Origin of the sequence: Halalkalibacter lacteus (assembly GCF_036663595.1) — a bacterium.
GTDB lineage: Bacteria > Bacillota > Bacilli > Bacillales > Bacillaceae_D > Halalkalibacter > Halalkalibacter lacteus.
Genome location: NZ_JAWRVL010000016.1, coordinates 1 through 17,423, shown reverse-complemented (window position 1 = coordinate 17,423; position 17,423 = coordinate 1). Strand labels below are relative to the sequence as shown.

At 38.3% G+C, this 17,423-nt stretch carries 19 protein-coding genes and 1 tRNA gene; 15 read left to right on the top strand and 5 right to left on the bottom strand.

The features are described 5' to 3' along the window. Positions 1-61 precede the first annotated feature (61 nt). Positions 62-469, top strand: coding sequence for a hypothetical protein (locus tag SAZ04_RS12825; protein ID WP_332695696.1), 408 nt, complete (start codon positions 62-64; stop codon positions 467-469). 42 nt (positions 470-511) lie between these two features. Here SAZ04_RS12825 and SAZ04_RS12820 read toward each other — a convergent pair whose 3' ends face one another. Next, the gene (locus SAZ04_RS12820; RefSeq protein ID WP_332695694.1) at positions 512-1,072 is read right to left on the bottom strand and encodes a cysteine hydrolase family protein; all 561 of its coding nucleotides are present in this window, start codon (positions 1,070-1,072) and stop codon (positions 512-514) included. A 207-nt stretch (positions 1,073-1,279) separates the two neighbouring features. On the opposite strand from SAZ04_RS12820, the gene SAZ04_RS12815 reads away from it, so the two are divergent. The 5 genes from SAZ04_RS12815 to yugI all read left to right on the top strand — a co-directional run bounded on the left by SAZ04_RS12815 (position 1,280) and on the right by yugI (position 5,850). Then, entirely contained in the window at positions 1,280-1,774 is a 495-nt protein-coding gene (locus SAZ04_RS12815; protein ID WP_332695692.1) for an Lrp/AsnC family transcriptional regulator, read from the top strand. Next, entirely contained in the window at positions 1,774-2,949 is a 1,176-nt protein-coding gene (locus tag SAZ04_RS12810) for an aminotransferase (protein ID WP_332695690.1), read from the top strand. Before SAZ04_RS12815 ends, SAZ04_RS12810 begins: the two co-directional genes overlap by 1 nt. Before the next feature lie 353 nt (positions 2,950-3,302). Continuing rightward, positions 3,303-4,091, top strand: a complete 789-nt coding sequence (gene thiM, locus SAZ04_RS12805; RefSeq protein WP_332695688.1) for a hydroxyethylthiazole kinase — start codon at positions 3,303-3,305, stop codon at positions 4,089-4,091. Between the two features lie 14 nt (positions 4,092-4,105). Then, on the top strand, positions 4,106-5,245 hold the full coding sequence (locus tag SAZ04_RS12800; protein ID WP_332695686.1) for a DEAD/DEAH box helicase: 1,140 nt from the start codon (positions 4,106-4,108) through the stop codon (positions 5,243-5,245). A gap of 170 nt (positions 5,246-5,415) precedes the next feature. After that, positions 5,416-5,850, top strand: a complete 435-nt coding sequence (gene yugI, locus SAZ04_RS12795; protein WP_332695684.1) for a S1 domain-containing post-transcriptional regulator GSP13 — start codon at positions 5,416-5,418, stop codon at positions 5,848-5,850. A gap of 109 nt (positions 5,851-5,959) precedes the next feature. On the opposite strand, the gene SAZ04_RS12790 is transcribed toward yugI, so the two are convergent. After that, positions 5,960-6,187 carry a DUF378 domain-containing protein gene (locus tag SAZ04_RS12790; RefSeq protein WP_034626543.1) on the bottom strand — a complete coding sequence of 76 codons (228 nt, stop codon included), beginning with the start codon at positions 6,185-6,187 and terminating at the stop codon, positions 5,960-5,962. Positions 6,188-6,401: 214 nt separating this feature from the next. On the opposite strand from SAZ04_RS12790, the gene SAZ04_RS12785 reads away from it, so the two are divergent. The 3 genes from SAZ04_RS12785 to SAZ04_RS12775 all read left to right on the top strand — a co-directional run bounded on the left by SAZ04_RS12785 (position 6,402) and on the right by SAZ04_RS12775 (position 9,639). Further along, positions 6,402-7,565, top strand: coding sequence for an iron-containing alcohol dehydrogenase (locus tag SAZ04_RS12785; RefSeq protein WP_332695682.1), 1,164 nt, complete (start codon positions 6,402-6,404; stop codon positions 7,563-7,565). Positions 7,566-7,713: 148 nt separating this feature from the next. Then, on the top strand, positions 7,714-9,063 hold the full coding sequence (locus tag SAZ04_RS12780; RefSeq protein ID WP_332695680.1) for a glucose-6-phosphate isomerase: 1,350 nt from the start codon (positions 7,714-7,716) through the stop codon (positions 9,061-9,063). A 153-nt stretch (positions 9,064-9,216) separates the two neighbouring features. Then, positions 9,217-9,639, top strand: a complete 423-nt coding sequence (locus SAZ04_RS12775) for a YugN-like family protein (protein WP_332695678.1) — start codon at positions 9,217-9,219, stop codon at positions 9,637-9,639. Here SAZ04_RS12775 and SAZ04_RS12770 read toward each other — a convergent pair. Continuing rightward, the gene (locus SAZ04_RS12770; RefSeq protein ID WP_332695676.1) at positions 9,623-10,669 is read right to left on the bottom strand and encodes a potassium channel family protein; all 1,047 of its coding nucleotides are present in this window, start codon (positions 10,667-10,669) and stop codon (positions 9,623-9,625) included. The genes SAZ04_RS12775 and SAZ04_RS12770 overlap by 17 nt on opposite strands. A 76-nt stretch (positions 10,670-10,745) precedes the next feature. Here SAZ04_RS12770 and SAZ04_RS12765 point away from each other — a divergent pair, with 76 nt between their 5' ends. From SAZ04_RS12765 to SAZ04_RS12755, 3 genes are all read left to right on the top strand, one after another. Continuing rightward, entirely contained in the window at positions 10,746-10,904 is a 159-nt protein-coding gene (locus tag SAZ04_RS12765) for a hypothetical protein (protein ID WP_332695674.1), read from the top strand. Positions 10,905-10,957: 53 nt separating this feature from the next. Beyond that, positions 10,958-11,033: transfer RNA gene (locus SAZ04_RS12760), tRNA-Ala, on the top strand. A gap of 449 nt (positions 11,034-11,482) precedes the next feature. Then, positions 11,483-12,124, top strand: a complete 642-nt coding sequence (locus SAZ04_RS12755) for a YczE/YyaS/YitT family protein (RefSeq protein WP_332695672.1) — start codon at positions 11,483-11,485, stop codon at positions 12,122-12,124. A 272-nt stretch (positions 12,125-12,396) separates the two neighbouring features. Here the strand turns inward: SAZ04_RS12755 and SAZ04_RS12750 are convergent, their stop codons facing one another. After that, positions 12,397-12,537, bottom strand: coding sequence for a hypothetical protein (locus SAZ04_RS12750; protein WP_332695670.1), 141 nt, complete (start codon positions 12,535-12,537; stop codon positions 12,397-12,399). A gap of 437 nt (positions 12,538-12,974) precedes the next feature. Further along, a complete protein-coding gene (locus SAZ04_RS12745; protein ID WP_332695668.1) occupies positions 12,975-13,583 on the bottom strand; it encodes a lytic transglycosylase domain-containing protein in 609 nt (202 codons plus the stop codon). 254 nt (positions 13,584-13,837) lie between these two features. Between SAZ04_RS12745 and fumC the strand changes: the two genes are divergently transcribed. The 3 genes from fumC (at position 13,838) to purT (ending at position 16,786) form a co-directional block, all read left to right on the top strand. Then, positions 13,838-15,220: a class II fumarate hydratase gene (gene fumC / locus SAZ04_RS12740; protein ID WP_332695666.1), complete on the top strand. Its 1,383-nt coding sequence runs from the start codon at positions 13,838-13,840 to the stop codon at positions 15,218-15,220. 145 nt (positions 15,221-15,365) lie between these two features. Then, positions 15,366-15,578, top strand: a complete 213-nt coding sequence (locus SAZ04_RS12735; protein WP_332695664.1) for a hypothetical protein — start codon at positions 15,366-15,368, stop codon at positions 15,576-15,578. A 23-nt stretch (positions 15,579-15,601) separates the two neighbouring features. Next, a complete protein-coding gene (gene purT, locus SAZ04_RS12730; RefSeq protein WP_332695662.1) occupies positions 15,602-16,786 on the top strand; it encodes a formate-dependent phosphoribosylglycinamide formyltransferase in 1,185 nt (394 codons plus the stop codon). Positions 16,787-17,423 lie beyond the last annotated feature (637 nt).

Sequence of the window (17,423 nt, the reverse complement as noted above, 5' to 3'; positions counted from 1 at the left end):
GGTATCATAGTATTGTTAACCATTTTGTGTCTTTTTTCTTGACAGAAAGGATGTGTGTCTTATGACTTATCAGGCTAAGGAGCCAAAATTTCTATGGATTCTTTTATTTATTTTAACAATCACATACGCGTACGCACTAGAGTCAACCTTGTGGACGTATATAGCATATGGTTTTGCCTTTATTTTCTTCGCTGCCATTACTATGAGCTATCAACTTGAAGTACTAGAGGATAAGCTAATTTATGACATCGAAATCTTTGGTTTTGCTGTTAGAAAACGAACACTACTAGCAAATGAGATTGAGAAACTAACTGTTATTCATTTAGGACAAACGTCGATCCTCCTTGTGTATTTAAAAAAAGGTTTTAGAATAAAACTTCAACGCTTTCGTCCTGAGGGTATAACAAACCAAATGATTGAGTTTGCACAAGGGAACAACATAGAAGTTGTGAGAACAGGTGATTCGTAATTGAATTTGTTCTGCTAAGGTCTAACCAACAGATATATTTGGTTAGGCTTTTTCCTTATGTAAGATGGTTGAAGAAGGGGATATATCTGCTTTTAATACATCTTCCATTAGTTCAAGTGCAAGTTTATTTGTTTCGAGCGTGTTAGAAGCAACACAATCTGATGGCACGAAAAGCTTAAAATTTCGCATGTAGGCATCATTTGCTGTAAATTGAACACACATATTTCCGGCCACGCCAGTAATGATTAGAGTATTCACACGTAAGTGATCTAGTAATAAGTCTAGTGGTGTCGCAAAAAAACCAGAGTATTTTGGTTTTAATACAAAGTAATCATCTTCTTCTGGCTGCATAATCTCGGCAATGGGTTTGCCTCGTACACTTTCTTTTAAACAATGGGAAACGAGATATCGAAAATCTGACTGCCATTTACCATAATTATCATTGACATAAATAATCGGTACGCCTTGTTTTTTTAAGCGTTTTTTCAAAGCCGCAATGTTCTTAGCAGACTGCAGCGCATTAGGGAATAATTTGTAGCCACTGGAAAACTCTAAATCATTTATCATGTCTATGATAAGTAAAGCATAACGTGGTGATGTCATGTTTCATGTTCCTTTCGTAATGGGACTAGCTAGTTAAAATGCAACTAGATGTACATTATTTACCCAATTAGTGAAAAAATAATCGTGAAATAGGATAAAAAATGTTGGAATAATAAAAGAAAGGACATTTGTTACTTTTGTTCGGTATGTTATGATAAACCAAAAGATTAGCTATCATACGCTTGCTTTTTAGGAAGGGGATTAGTGATGGATCAAAGAGCAATTGAAATGTTAAGAATTATTGAAGGAAATGGTCGAGTAACGGTTCCGACTCTTGCAAAAATGGTTGATACAACAGAAGAAGAAGTAAATAGTATTTTGAAAAAATTAGAAGCCGATAAAGTAATTCTCAGTTATTCAGCTGTAATTGATTGGAGCAAAGTGGAGAAAGCAGAAGGAGTAACAGCTGTTATAGATGTGAAGGTAACACCTCAACGTGGTGTTGGCTTTGATGAAGTAGCTGAACGTATTTATCGCTTTTCTGAAGTGAAAGCATTGTATTTAATGTCTGGTGCATATGACCTGTCAGTCGTCATTGAAGGAAAGACCATGTCAGAAACAGCTCGGTTTGTATCTGAAAAGCTCTCAACAATTGATACGGTTATTTCAACAACAACACATTTTCAATTAAAAAAATATAAGCATGATGGTGTAGTGTTTGACCAAGGAGAAGAAGATCACCGAATTGTGGTGACTCCCTAATGGAAAAACTTAAAACGAATACACGTTTATCCAAACGTGTTCAGAAAATTAAACCGTCAGGAATCCGACGGTTCTTTGATTTGGCATCCAAAATGGATAATATCATTTCACTTGGTGTTGGTGAACCAGATTTCGTCACACCATGGAATATCCGTGAAGCGAGCATTTCGTCACTAGAGCGAGGATTTACCGCGTATTCGGCAAATGCGGGGATTTTAGAATTAAGAAAAGAAATTTCTGCTTATATGGAAAGACGATTTGCGGTTTCTTATGATCCGGAATCCGAGATTCTCGTTACAGTTGGAGCTAGTGAAGCGATTGATATTGGAATGCGTGCGATTCTTGATGAGGGCGATGAAGTTATAATTGTTGAACCGAGTTTCGTGTCTTATGTACCATTGGTGCAAATGGCAGGGGGAGTTCCGGTTTCTATAGGAACGAACAAACAAAATCAATTTAAAGTGTCTGCTAAACAAATTGAAGCGGCCGTTTCAGACCGCACAAAAGCGATTATGTTATGTTTTCCGAATAACCCAACAGGAGCAACAATGACTGGTGAAGAAATGAAGGAAATCGCGGCAGTCGTTGAAAAACACGATTTACTTGTTTTCTCAGATGAAATTTATGCTGAACTAAGTTATGACGAAGATCATGTCAGTTTTGCATCGCTTCCAAACATGAAAGAAAGAACCATTTTAATTTCAGGGTTTTCGAAATCGTTTGCTATGACGGGGTGGCGTCTAGGGTTTGTCTTAGCTCCGCCGGATTTACTTGCAGCGATGCTTAAATTACATCAGTATAGCTTGATGTGTGCTCCAAGTATGGCACAATACGGGGCATTAGAAGCGCTTAAAAGTGGTATGGATGACCTTGAGCGAATGAAGCAGTCGTATAAACAGCGACGTAATTATATCGTGAAATCTTTTACGGAGATTGGTTTACCTTGTCACAATCCGGGTGGTGCTTTCTATGCGTTTCCATCAATTGGACGGACTGGGCTGACATCTGAGCAGTTTGCTGAGAAGTTATTGTTAGACGAACGAGTAGCAGTCGTTCCAGGGCATGTATTTGGAGAAGGTGGCGAAGGACATATTCGTTGTTCCTATGCGACTTCTATGGATAATCTTGAGCAATCTGTCGAAAGAATTGATCGTTTATTAAAACGTTTTTCGTAGAATCTAGTTTCGTAGCTGAGGTTAAATGCAAAAAGCATTTCGACCTCAGCTTTTTCGGCGAGTAACGTCTTGTTTGCCCCATCTAAGTGTCGAACTTTAGTCATTTTTGTGGTAGGGCAGGAATTGGTTTTTAAAATTTATCTTACAGGAGCCAAGTTAGTCTAAAAAAAATTGGCAAGAGCGTTGGCTCTTGCCTTTATTCGTAGGGGGAATACGATTGTAATATTTATTATTGACTGTTTTTTTATTTATATACATAATCGTCAGAAAAATGTTTCGTTTGTTTTTAGTAACAAAAAAAGGTAAGATTTTCACATGTTTAGAAACGACCTTAGTAGGAAGGTGTGTTTACGGTGTCGTTATCACAAATTCGAAAAGAAAATCCACTTATTCATTGTATGACCAATGTTGTCGTAACAAATTTTACTGCTAATGGACTATTAGCCTTAGGGGCTTCTCCGGTAATGGCGTATGCAAAAGAAGAAGTGGCAGATTTGGCTAGTATAGCAGGAGCGCTCTTACTTAATATTGGGACACTTTCTAAAGAGCAAATAGACAATATGATTATTGCTGGACAAGCTGCAAATAAAGCTGGTGTGCCGGTTATTCTTGATCCTGTTGGTGCTGGGGCAACGTCTTTTCGCACGAACATGAGCAAACAAATCCTTGATCAAGTTGAAGTGTCAATCTTAAGAGGAAATGCGGGTGAAATCGCTTCTTTGATTGGGATAAAAGCAAGCGTAAAAGGCGTTGATGGTGCGATTGTTGGAGATAAAGTTGCACTTGCGAAACAGGCAGCAACGGAATTTAAATGTGTGAGTGTCGTAACAGGAGAAGTCGATGTTATTTCGGATGGAAGCATTGTGCATGCTATTTACAATGGACACCCATGGCTAACAAAAGTAGTTGGAACAGGCTGTTTATTAGGAGCTGTAATCGGGGCTTTTGTAGCTGTTGAAAGAAATAATCTTATTGGTGCAGCAGTAAGTGCTGTTAGCTATTACGGGGCAGCTGGAGAAACTGCATTTGCTAGGACGCAAGAAGAAGGCATTGGCTCGTTCCAACAAGCCTTTTTAAATGAGCTACACCTGTTAACAGATAAAAAAGTGGAAAAAGTACGCCGGATAGAGGCGCTATCATAGAAAGAGGGAAAAACATGAGTGATACATTTACATTTGATCGTTTGCCAAGTTTTTTAATAGATGCTTTATCAGAACAAGGTGTTCAACAACCGACGGATATACAAGCAAAGATGATCCCAGAAGCATTAGAAGGCCAAAGTTTAATTGCGCGTTCCCAAACAGGAACAGGAAAGACGCTTGCCTTTTTACTTCCGGCATTGGCAAAAATTGAAAAAGAGAAAAAAAGCCTTCAAGTAGTTGTGTTGGCACCAACACAAGAACTTGCGATGCAGGTTGTTGAAGTGGCTAAAAGTTTAACGAAACATGAGCCAATTGAAATCGGCTCATTCATTGGTGGGGCTAATATAAAGCGTCAGGTCGAGAAGTTAAAAAAACAAAAGCCACAGCTAGCCATTGGTACACCTGGGAGGCTGCTTGAGCTAATCGAAATGAAAAAGTTGAAACTCCACGAAGTAAAAGTCGTTGCAGTTGATGAAGCTGATCGAATGATGACGGAGCGTCCTTCATGGGAAGCAACGATGCAAATTGCGAAACGTGCGGGGCGCCAAACGCAATTTTTATTTGTATCTGCAACGATCCCAAAGGATTTTGCAGATCAAGTTGGCGATGTCGCACCTTTTGTCGTTCAACTAGAAGCTGAAGGGGGCTTACTCCATACGGAGAACGTTAATCACTTTTTCATTCGCGTTGATTCACGGGATAAGATCGATGTTGCGAGGCGACTAGTCCATGCTGAGAAGATTGAAAGAGGAATTGTTTTTGTAAATCAACTGGAGAAAGTATCTGAAACAGCTGAGAAGTTCTCTTATAAAGGTATAAAAACGCTCGCTTTATCATCAGATCAAGCCAAGCAAGAACGTGAACATGCGTTACAATCATTTCGCAAAGGAGATACCCATATTCTCGTAGCAACAGATGTAGCTGCAAGAGGACTAGATGTAGAAGATGTCACCCATATTATCCAACTTGATCCACCTGCAAGTCCTGACAGTTATTTGCATCGTTCTGGGCGCACTGGTCGAATGGGAAAAAAGGGAACGGTTATAACGTTAATCGATACAATAAATGAGTATAAATTAGAAAAATACAAACGCTACCTTAAAATTGAATTAGAGGAACGATATCTTGAACGTGGGCAGTTGAAGGTCAAATAGTGAGACCTTAACATATTTTTATCTTCAACAAATAAGAATTATATGTTTATATGTTAGACTACGTGGTATAGGTTCATAATAAAAGTTATAAGAAACAAACCATTTTTTGCGTAAATCTAATAGTTGTGTTAAAATTAAAAGGTTAAAAATTATTTAGGAGATGTATGTATATGGCAAATTATGAAGTAGGCAGTATTGTAGAAGGAAAAGTAACTGGCATTAAGCCATTTGGTGCGTTTGTAGCTCTAGACGAAAAGAAGCAAGGATTAGTTCATATTTCGGAAGTTGCACATGGTTTCGTTAAGGATATCAATGATGTTCTTAAAGTTGGAGACGAAGTAAAAGTGAAAATTATGAATGTTGAAGAGGAGTCAGGAAAAATTTCACTATCGATTCGTGCGACTCAAGAAGCTCCTGAGCGTCCAGCTCGTCCAGCTAAACCTCGTCCAGCCGGCGGCGGTGGTTTCGGTGGTGGCGGTCGTAAGCCTGCGCCACAAAAGCAACAACAACAACAAGGTTTTAACACGTTAGAAGATAAACTAAAAGAATGGTTAAAACAATCAAACGAAATCCAAGCAGATCTAAATAAACGTGCTAAAAAATAAGAATAATAAAGAAGTGCTCATCTTAAGGTGAGTGCTTTTTTTATTACTATTAAGATGGAGAGAGCCATAAAAAAGGGTCTGAACTCGAAATGAGTCAGACCCCTCATTATTAACGTTGTGTCTCAGGAACACGTTCAAGCTCCTCATCGGGCTTGAATAGGATAGAAATACAATATAGACCTGCTAAACCAACTAGGGCATAGATGACACGTGAGAAAGCTGCTGCTTGACCACCGAAAATGGCTGCAACAAGGTCAAAACGGAAAAAACCGATAAGTCCCCAGTTAATTGCACCAATAATCGCTAGAACTAATGCTGTACGTTGAATACCGCTCACATTATTCACCTCCAATAAGGAATATGGAGAATGTCTCAAAGGAGTCTGAGAAAAGACCACTTAGTTAAGACATCCTCATTACACAACTCCATTTGTTGTGTTTCACCAATTAGAATGAGACATTTGTATAGTAAATATGCAGGATGCCAAGTGCCAATCGTTTACAATTATAATTCGTTTGGTAATAATATAAGGGAAAGAGGAGGAGATTTGATTGAATCCATTTACGTTTCATAATCCAACAAAATTAGTTTTTGGAAAAGGTCAGAACGAGAACTTAGTGAAAGAAGTTAAGAACTATGGAAATAAAGTCTTAGTTGTATATGGTGGAGGAAGCATTAAACACAATGGCTTATATGATTTTGTAACAAGCGAACTAACTGAGGCAGGCATTCAAATGACGGAACTTGCTGGCGTTGAGCCGAATCCACGGCTGACTACTGTCAAAAAAGGGATCGAGCTTTGTCGCAAAAATGACATCGAACTTGTTCTTGCAGTAGGTGGAGGTAGTGTCATTGATGCTTCTAAAGCAATCGCTGTAGGAGCGAAGTATGATGGTAACATATGGGATATCATTACAAAAAAAGCTCTACCAACTGATGCACTTCCGCTCGGGACAGTTTTAACCCTTGCAGCTACTGGTTCTGAGATGAATTCAGGCTCTGTTATTACGAACTGGGAGATCAATGAAAAATTAGGCTGGAGCAGTCCGTTTTCCTTTCCGAAATTTTCAATTCTTGATCCGAAAAACACCGTTTCAGTACCGAAAGATCAAACGGTATATGGAATGGTTGATATGATGACTCATGTGATTGAAGCTTACTTCCACAAAGCTGAAAATACAGCTTTACAGGATCGGATTATGGAATCCATTTTACATACGGTCTTGGAAACGGCTCCCAAACTGTTAGAAGACTTGGAAAATGAAGAACATCGTGAAACAATCCTTTATTGTGGTACAATGGCATTAAATGGAATTACACAAATGGGGTTACGAGGTGATTGGGCAACACACAATATGGAACACGCGGTATCAGCTGTTTATGATATCCCCCATGCAGGAGGTTTAGCAATTCTCTTCCCACACTGGCTTAAATTTACAATAAATGAGAGAATTAGTCGTCATGTTCAATTAGCAACTCGTGTATTAGGAGTTGATCCTTATGGAAAAACCGATCAAGAAATCGCTCTTGAGGGAATTGGTGTATTATCCGCATTTTGGACATCGTTAGGCGCACCGAACCGTTTAGCGGATTATAATATTGATGACAGTCAAGTTGAAAAAATGGCTGATCTTGCTTCTAACCGTGGCGAGTTTGGGAATTTTAAATCTTTAACTAGAGAAGATGTAGTAACCATTTTAACTGCAGCACTATAAAAGTTCGTTAGTTCTGCTCAATAAAATGGTTACGAATTGTCTTTAGAAGATATTTAATGCACTTACTTATTGAAGATAGCTTGATTCTTTGCGGTGCTTTAGATAAAGTAAAGTAGGAGAATTCATAATAAGTTAGGGAGGCTGAAAAATGGAGAACGTACGCTTTGATTATTCAAAAGCACTGACCTTTTTTAAGCAACATGAAATTGATTACATGCAAGGTGCTGTAACTGCAGCACATGAAGCATTACATAATGGAACAGGAGCTGGAAGTGATTATTTAGGGTGGATTGATCTTCCTAAAAATTATGACCGGGAAGAATTTGCCCGCATCCAAGCTGCTGCAGAAAAAATTAAAAATGATTCAGATGTATTACTCGTTATTGGGATTGGTGGTTCGTACTTAGGGGCACGTGCTGCGATTGAAGCACTTAATCATTCTTTCTACAATACCCTAGCAAAAGAAGAGCGTAAAACTCCACAAGTCTTTTTTGTTGGACAAAACATTAGCTCTACATACGTGAAAGACCTACTTGCGTTAATTGAAGGAAAAGATGTATCTGTTAATGTAATTTCAAAATCTGGTACAACAACAGAACCTGCTATCGCATTTCGTATTTTCCGTGATTATTTAGAAAAGAAATATGGTGCTGAAGAGGCTCGCAAGCGTATTTATGCAACAACGGATCGTGCTAAAGGAGCGCTGAAAACACTTGCGACAGAAGAAGGGTATGAAACATTTGTTGTACCGGATGATGTCGGTGGACGCTTCTCCGTGTTAACAGCTGTAGGGTTACTTCCAATTGCTGTTAGTGGCCTTAATATTGAGTCAATGATGAAGGGCGCAGAAGCTGCCAGTGAAGATTTTGCGAATCCTAATTTAGCTGAAAATGAATCCTATCAATATGCAGTTGTGAGAAATGCTCTTTACAATAAAGGAAAGACTATCGAGCTTATGGTTAACTATGAGCCGTCTCTTCACTTTGTTTCAGAGTGGTGGAAGCAGTTGTTTGGAGAAAGTGAAGGGAAAGACGGCAAGGGAGTTTTCCCAGCTTCAGTTGACTTCTCAACAGATCTTCACTCAATGGGTCAATATGTTCAAGACGGACGACGTGACTTATTTGAAACGATCATCAATGTAGAGAACGTTCGGGAACATGTTACGATTGAAGAAGCTGCAAGTGATCTAGATGGTCTGAATTACCTTGCAGGGGAAACAATGGATTTTGTAAACAAAAAAGCATTCCAAGGAACGATGTTAGCTCATACTGACGGTGGCGTTCCGAATTTAATTGTCAATGTTCCAGAGTTAAATGAGTATTACTTCGGGTATCTTGTGTATTTCTTTGAGAAGGCAGTTGGAATAAGCGGCTACTTACTTGGAGTCAACCCGTTTGATCAAGAAGGTGTTGAAGCATACAAGAAAAATATGTTTGCTCTTCTTGGAAAGCCAGGATTCGAAAAAGAAAAAGCGGAGCTTGAAGCTCGCTTAAAATAAGTTGAAAGCTGTTGAGGCGATGTGCTCAACAGCTTTTTTCTAGCAGAAAAAGGGCCATGTTTACTTGAGTCTCTACTTGCTTTTTGTACATAAAAACAATTATGAGCGGTCACACTACGTTTAGATAAGAACGCCTGTGAAAGGATGAGGTTGATGATCGCTTTTCAATCAGCAGTAGAAGGAAAGGAAATCAAGCTTAAAGAGCTAGAGGATAAATTAAAGCCGCTTGGATACGATATCGGCGGCGGCTGGGAATATGACCATGGTTATTTCGATTACAAAATCGATGAGGATAACGGTTATACCTTTTTGCGTTTGCCATTTCAAGCTATCGATGGGGAACTTGACAAGCGGGGTGTTACCGTTAAACTTGGGAAACCATTTTTACTTAATCATAAGTATCAAGAAGGACTAGATGATAATCCTGATGTGTTTAACGGATTGTTCAGGATGGCATATAATAGCTCCTTTAATCAGTTTCAAGAGCCGGTTGATAAAGATGCAGAAGTGAATCAGAAATATATGCCGACAGCCAGAAGTCTTATTGAAGAGATGGAGCTTACGTTGCTTTATTAGGCTTAATCGTAATAAGTTCGTCCTTTGGTTCTAGAAATAGGGAAGCGTGTGGATGCAGGATGATTTGCTCGCTTCTTTTTAACCCTATTAAAAGGAATCCTTTCTGATAATAAACTGTAACGATTGATAAAAATGGTTGCCCAATCTGTTCGTCTTTAACAGGAGACAAGACAATTAAATTCTTACGATCATAATCAAGTAATTCGTTCACGACATCACTTGTCTCATGGTGAAGCAAGTTTGATGTTAAGACAGCACCAGTTAAAGAAGTAGACTCCACGCATTTATCTGCTCCAGCACGCCTTGCATTTTCTAACTGTTCTTTTGTAAGAATTTCAACAGTTGTATAAATATCTGGGTTCTGTCCCTTCACGGCGAGTGTTGTTAAGATAGATCTAGCATCCGCTGTAAATTCACTACCTTGGTGTTTAGCTGTAATGAGTACCGAGGATGCGAGCGCTATATTAGCTTGCTTTAAAATCGCATCTTCACTGCTGTTGCCTTTTACGAAATGAATGTTCTTGTAATTCTTTGGAACTTCAGATAACGTTTCATCAATTAGTACAATCTTTAGGTGGGGCTTTGCTTTTTGGATATTTTCAACCGCATGACGACTTTTCTCATTCCACCCAATGATAATAAGGTGTCCTTCCCCAATAAACGAGATCGTGCCTTCTTTTGTTGATTGGTTAATGGATACAGCTGCGCCAGCAAACGAAGTAACAAGAAGCGTCATAAATCCTACTCCAACAAATATCAACACAATCGCAAGTACTCTTGCAATGGTCGATTCCGGTACAAAATCACCGTACCCAACTGTTGATACGGTAATAAATGCCCACCAGATCCCATCAAACCACGTTGTGAATTTATCTGGTTCTAACGAGTGGACGCATGCTCCCGCAATAATGCCTGAGCTAATAACAGCTAAAAGTAGTTTTACTAAAAGTGGGACATGACCTAGTAACGTACGAATGAATAACCATTGTTGCATGCAATACACCTCTTCTATTACGGTCAATAGGTACATTATTGCCAATCTCTTGCCGGATCAATCATATGTTTGCTATGATTAAGATGATTAAAAACGGACAGGGGTTACAAATATGTCGACGATTATTTTTGCTTTTTCCATCTTTTGTGGCTGGCTCATTTTTGATATTGTCAAGCACCGAAAAGTCACACTGGAGATTGTTCTAAGCTCCTTTATTGTTGCGGTTGTGGCAGGGGTGTTATGGTGGTTGTTAGATTTGTTTTTTTTATAAATTAAAGCTTGTCACTTTCGAAAGAAACTTCTATAATAGAGAAGGAAACATAAGGGGCATTAGCTCAGCTGGGAGAGCGCCACGCTGGCAGCGTGGAGGTCAGCGGTTCGATCCCGCTATGCTCCACCAATTATTAGTAAGGTAACAATTTCGAGTAATTGTGGAGAAACCGACATCAAGTGTGTTCGTAAAGTACATACATTTTTACATAACGACGCAGTTTCTCGTATTAACGAGAAACCGTGTCGTTTTTTTATTTAAACTATTTTATTTATTAATACATTTTCTCAAATTTTCAAGTACTCAAAAGAAAATCAAGATGTAGCTTTCTCTAAAAGAGCTGTTTTCATGGTACGTTTGGTTATATTACTTTCTCCGTTAAAATTGAAAGGCGATATATACAAGAATACATACGGCAATGATTAAAAAGATTAACCGCATCATAAGCAATCTTATTATCTAGTAGGAGTCAGCCGTTTTTTAAAATTTAGGAAATTTAGGGAATTCCCCTAAATTGATACGGTTGCTCGCTGCTTCTGCTATACTATTTACATTAGTAGGAAATGAAGGTGTAGTAAGTGGGGAAAAGAATAGCAATCTATATAATCGGATTAATGATCACTTCTTTTGGAATAGCATTAATTATTTCTTCAGGAGTAGGTGCGGGACCTTGGGATACGGTTGCTGTTGGTCTAAATATGCATTTAGGATTAACGATCGGATTATGGTCGATCATTGCGCAAGGTCTTGTTGTTTTTGTTACGTGGGCAATTGAGCGAGAAAGAATTCAATATGAAGCCGTTGTAGCGATTATCATTCGAAGTGTTTTTTTGGATGTTTGGATCTATGGTGTTTTGCGAAACGTTGATTTTGGAGCATTTTTGGGCATGTCGTGGTTGGCATTATCGTTAGGAATTCTTTGTGTAGGTGTCGGAATCGGTATTTACATAGAATCAAGGTTACCAAGAACACCGCTTGACGGGCTAATGATTGCTTTGCACAATCGATTCGGTTGGAGTTTAAATATTTCTAGGGTGTCGATTGAATGCAGTGGAGCGATTATTGGATTTTTATTAGGTGGTCCAGTCGGAGTAGGGACCGTTCTGATCGCTGCTACTTTAGGAAGAGTTGTTCAATTCTCAAACCTTAAGTTTAAAAAAGTATTGACAACTCATCACGAACGTCAACAAATTCGTGTTCAGCAACTTAAAGAGATGTAATGTGACTAATCCGTAAAAAACAAAAAAGGTGATTTCACCTGTTCTGGTTTCTAGATCAGAACGCTGGTGAGTCACCTTTTTTACTTTTTTACGTTGAACTGGCAATCTTTTGAGCTAAATTCAAATGGTGAAGTCCACTGAGATAGATCAAAGGAAAACAAAGATAAAAGGAATAGGATTTCTTAGAAAAAAGTATTAGAGGATAAAAACTAACTATGTATGTGACAGTGTGAATAAAACAGGGAAGAGGCGGGAAGGTAATATATGCACAACTATGTCTTCGTTATTTTTAATTTCATAAATGACTTCTCTACTGCTTCTTTTAATAGGTTGATTTCTTCTTGACGTAATACGCGTTTTAATTTTTTTTCAAAACGTGAAACAAGTTGTTCCAAAGCTTGTGTTTGTGACATGTTATTCCCTCGCTTTACAAATAAGTATGTAAAAATACGTGATTATTACCATTACTATACATCTTGATGGGGATAATTGTAAACTGTAATGTGTTTTATATTTAAACGTATTCAAAAAAAGAAGGTTGTTTATCACTGGGAAGAACGCCCATTTTGAACAATTCTTTATATGAATCTAGTATATCAATCCATATAACTGGTCAAACTGGGCTACTACAAACAGGGACCAATTATTTGGAGGTATGATCACATGAGCGATACAATCAAAATGTTTATTAGTGCAACGGTATGCATTTGTTTTATCATTGGAGTACTCATTTACAATGTTGTTGCATTTTGATTTGATCATGACTACGTTGATTTGTACATAAAGTAAGAAATTGTTTTAAAGGCATCACTTTCGTAGAGGTGTTTTCTTATTAAGTTTGATGTAGTACTTATTCATAGCATTCAATTGACATGATTTCTACTTCAAAGTACTCGTTATAAAGATTGTAATAGGAGGAAACATTATCTACGTATTTTTGACTATGGTTATAGGCAATTAATGCTCCTTCTATATCATTATCTGATGCTCCGTGATCTGCTAGGTAATTTGCAGCTGTATGGGTGGCATCGATCATATTAAATGGATCTGCTTTTCCATTACCTGAAGCATCTATTCCATATCCGCCAAATTCGGTGATGGTGTTGACGTCAGTAATGTCTGTCTCATCAGTAATATCTCCTAAATCAGTTCCAGGATATTTCCAACCTATCCAAGTTCTTGGCATAAATTGAAAATGCCCGACAGCTCCAACGGGACTAATCATCGGGTCCATTGTAGAGAAGATAGTCTCTACCCGATGAACTGCTGCTAATAGTGTCCATGGAATAGAGTATTCATCTGCAGCTTCTTTGTAAATGGGTATATAACAATTTGGGATGGAATGATCGGAAAATGTTATGTCGTTTCCTTTATTTTCGATCTCCATATTTAGCTTTGCTTCCATGATCAGTATGATGATGGTAAAAGCGATAATTAATAGTAAAAACCATTTCTTCATTTTTTTCTCCTCAATTACGATGTTACCATTCTTTGTTATTCTACTTACGGTGTGAACTCTTGCATATCCATCATTTTGACGTATTTATTTCCATTTTCTATTAAACAAACGTTTGTTTAACTAAGCTAACGAACTCTTTTATAATGCGATTTATCCGACAAGGCAAGTAATAATAGGTTCATTTTCATAAAAACGGGAATATTGATGATGATAGACAGTATTATATTACTCATTATATATGAAGGAGGATGGCTATGGACTATCGAACCGAAAAAGATACGCTTGGAGAAATAAAAGTGTTAGCATCCAAAAGATGGGGAGCGCAAACACAAAGAAGTAGTGAAAATTTTAATATTGGCAATGAACGCATGCCATCCGAAGTGGTTCGGGCTTTTGCAATTTTAAAAAAAAGTACGGCATTAGTGAATCATCGGTTAGGAAAATTGAGTGAAGAGAAAACAAATGTGATTGTGAAAGCAGCAGAAGAGATAATAGAAGGAAAGCTTGAAGAACATTTTCCGTTAAAGGTGTGGCAAACTGGTAGTGGCACACAAACCAATATGAATGTGAATGAAGTAATTGCTAATCGGGCCAATCAGTTATTACCCAAGGTCGATGAACAAATCCATCCAAATGATGATGTTAACAAATCACAAAGTTCAAACGATACATTTCCAACAGCGATGCATATGGCAAGTTTAATCAAAGTTGAAGAGGAGTTACTACCTGCTTTAGCGAAGCTAAAAAATACGTTCAAAGCAAAATCAGATCAGTTTGAAGACATTGTGAAAATCGGACGAACACACTTGCAAGATGCAACACCATTAACTCTGGGTCAAGAAATTAGTGGCTGGCATCGAATGCTAGAAAAAAGTGAATGCATGATTAAAGAAAGCATGGAGTCACTCAGAGAGCTAGCGATTGGTGGCACAGCTGTAGGAACGGGAATTAATGCTCATCCTAAGTTTGGAGAGTTCGTAGCAAAGGAAATTAGTAACATAACCAATAAAACGTTTCGAACAGCACAGAACAAATTCCATGCTTTAACAAGCCACGATGAACTAGTTTACATACATGGAGCCTTAAAAGCGTTAGCGGCAGACTTAATGAAGATAGCTAATGATGTGAGATGGCTTGCAAGTGGACCGCGCTCTGGAATAGGGGAGATTACAATACCGGCCAATGAGCCTGGGAGTTCCATTATGCCGGGAAAGGTCAATCCAACCCAAAGTGAAGCATTAACAATGGTCGTTTGCCAAGTGATGGGCAATGATGCGACGATTGGATTTGCGGCAAGTCAAGGTAATTTTGAATTAAATGTATTTAAGCCGGTTATTATCTATAATTTTCTGCAGTCGGTCCAGCTACTCGCTGACTCTATGATCTCCTTTACTGAACATTGTGCAATTGGAATCGAACCAAATCGTGAAGTGATTAAGCAAAAAGTTGACCAATCATTGATGTTAGTTACGGCATTAAATCCACACATTGGCTATGAAAACGCAGCTTTGATTGCCAAATTAGCCCATAAAGAAGGTTTAACATTAAAGGATGCAGCTTTGAAAACTGGACTGTTAACAGAAGCACAATTTGATCAAATGGTTCAACCTGAAAAGATGGTTTATCCAACTGAGTAGTTGAGAGTATACGTTTAGCTTATGGGCGTTGGATTGTATCGGAATAGGCAAATGCCTTTTTTAGCTAATTGATGAAAAAGCCTATACGCGAAAACCTTTCCTTCTTCGCCATTTGGGAGTTATACACAGTGCTGCTGTGGATGAAGTGGATAACTACGAACAAGTATTCGACAAATACTATTCTTTAACAGACATCGAGTTAGAAAAAGAGATTTTTGTGCTAATGAATCGAGACAAAAAGGGAATGAAAAGTATTTTTGCGAATGTTATAAAAAAAAGTTGGTCTAATGTTCGTTTTAGTGCTGATCTTCTCTTGTGTAATTGGCTGAATGAGCGTTATTATGATAGTGAAAACTAATATTGATGAAAGAGGCGTTACCTATGTATGGTGTCCCATTATCGAAGCAAGCGAAGAAAATTATGTTACTTGGCTCAGGAGAATTAGGAAAAGAAGTTATGATAGAGGCACAACGGTTAGGAATCGAAACAATCGCTGTTGACCGCTATGCTGGCGCACCAGCCATGCAAGTAGCGCACCGTTCACATGTCATTGATATGCTAGATGCTGAGCAGTTACGTTCTGTTATTAAACAAGAAGAGCCTGACTTAATCGTACCTGAAGTAGAAGCTATTCAAACGCAGGTGCTTGTAGAATTAGAAAAAGAAGGGCATGTCGTTGTTCCGACCGCCTTAGCAACAAAATTAACAATGGACCGTGAAGGCATTCGAAGGCTCGCGAGCGAAAAACTTGGCCTGCCAACCGCAGGCTATGAATTTGCAAACTCATATAAAGAATTGAAAGAAGCGGTCCAGAAAATTGGAGTTCCTTGTGTTATTAAACCGCTTATGAGTTCTTCAGGTAAAGGTCAAAGTTTGTGTCGTTCTGTAGACGACATTGAGATGTCTTGGGACATTGCTCTTGAAGGAGGACGCGGAAAGAGTGCGAGAGTCATTGTCGAAGAATTCGTACACTTTGAGTCGGAAATTACATTATTAACGGTTCGCTCTGTTTCGGGGACGTCGTTCTGCCCGCCGATTGGTCATGTTCAAAAAGATGGGGACTACATACAGTCGTGGCAACCTCATCAAATGAGCGAAGAACATATTGCTAAGTCGCAAGAAATTGCGAAAAAAATCACAGATGAACTTGGTGGTTACGGATTATTTGGTGTTGAATTATTTTTAACGAAAGAAAAAGTGTATTTTAGTGAAGTATCGCCTAGACCACATGATACAGGGTTGGTTACACTGGCAACTCAAAATTTATCAGAGTTTGCTTTACATGTTCGAGCCATTTTAGGATTTCCGGTTCCAGATATTCACCTTTATACTCCGGGAGCGAGTCATGCGATAAAAGCTTGGGAAGAAAATGCGAATTATCAAGTGGCCGGTTTAGAGGAGGCGTTAGCAGTTAACAACACGCAAGTTCGCGTTTTCGGAAAGCCAGAAACAAAGGTAGGGCGTAGAATGGCCGTCGCCCTTAGTACGGCGAATACGACAGATTCGGCTTTAGAGCTTGCTGGAGAAGCGGCATCGAAAATCAAAATTGTTTATCATGATAAATAAAAATGGGGCTGGCGATTGTTGCTCTTTAAAATGTGTATGAGAAAAGGAAAAAATATAATTGAGAAAAAGAGTTTATTTCTGGAAAAATAAATACGCAAAAAGGTGTCTGTGCTAAGAATAGATGCCTTTTAAGCCAGCCGATGAGATTTCATCCTTATTAAAACAGGCTGGTGTCCCAAAGGAGAAAAAGTAGTTGTCTATTGTCAAATGGCTAATTGTGCTTCTCATATGTATTTTACGCTAATGTTAATGGGTTATCGTGAGGCGTATTCCTTTTTAAAAAAGTTTTAACCGTAATAGAAAGTGGTATAGTAATGAGTGAGAAGGAACTTCTAAAGTATTCTCAAAAAACTATTGCATGATAGTAAAGTGCGTGTTATATTATTACTTGTCCTCGCAACCGGTCTTTAAAAAAACTTTCCCCAAAAAGTTGCGTTGATATTGATTGTATGATAATATAGGAATTGTCGCTAATGAAGCGGCATTCGAGTTCTTTGAAAACTGAACAAAAGCCAAGCAAAATAGAGATCGTTTTGTTGATGTTTATCGACAAAATCATAATCTCGTCAATTAAATCCTATCATTTAGATAGGTTGAAATAAATTAGTATCGTTAGCGATGCTTTTGAGCTATGTTG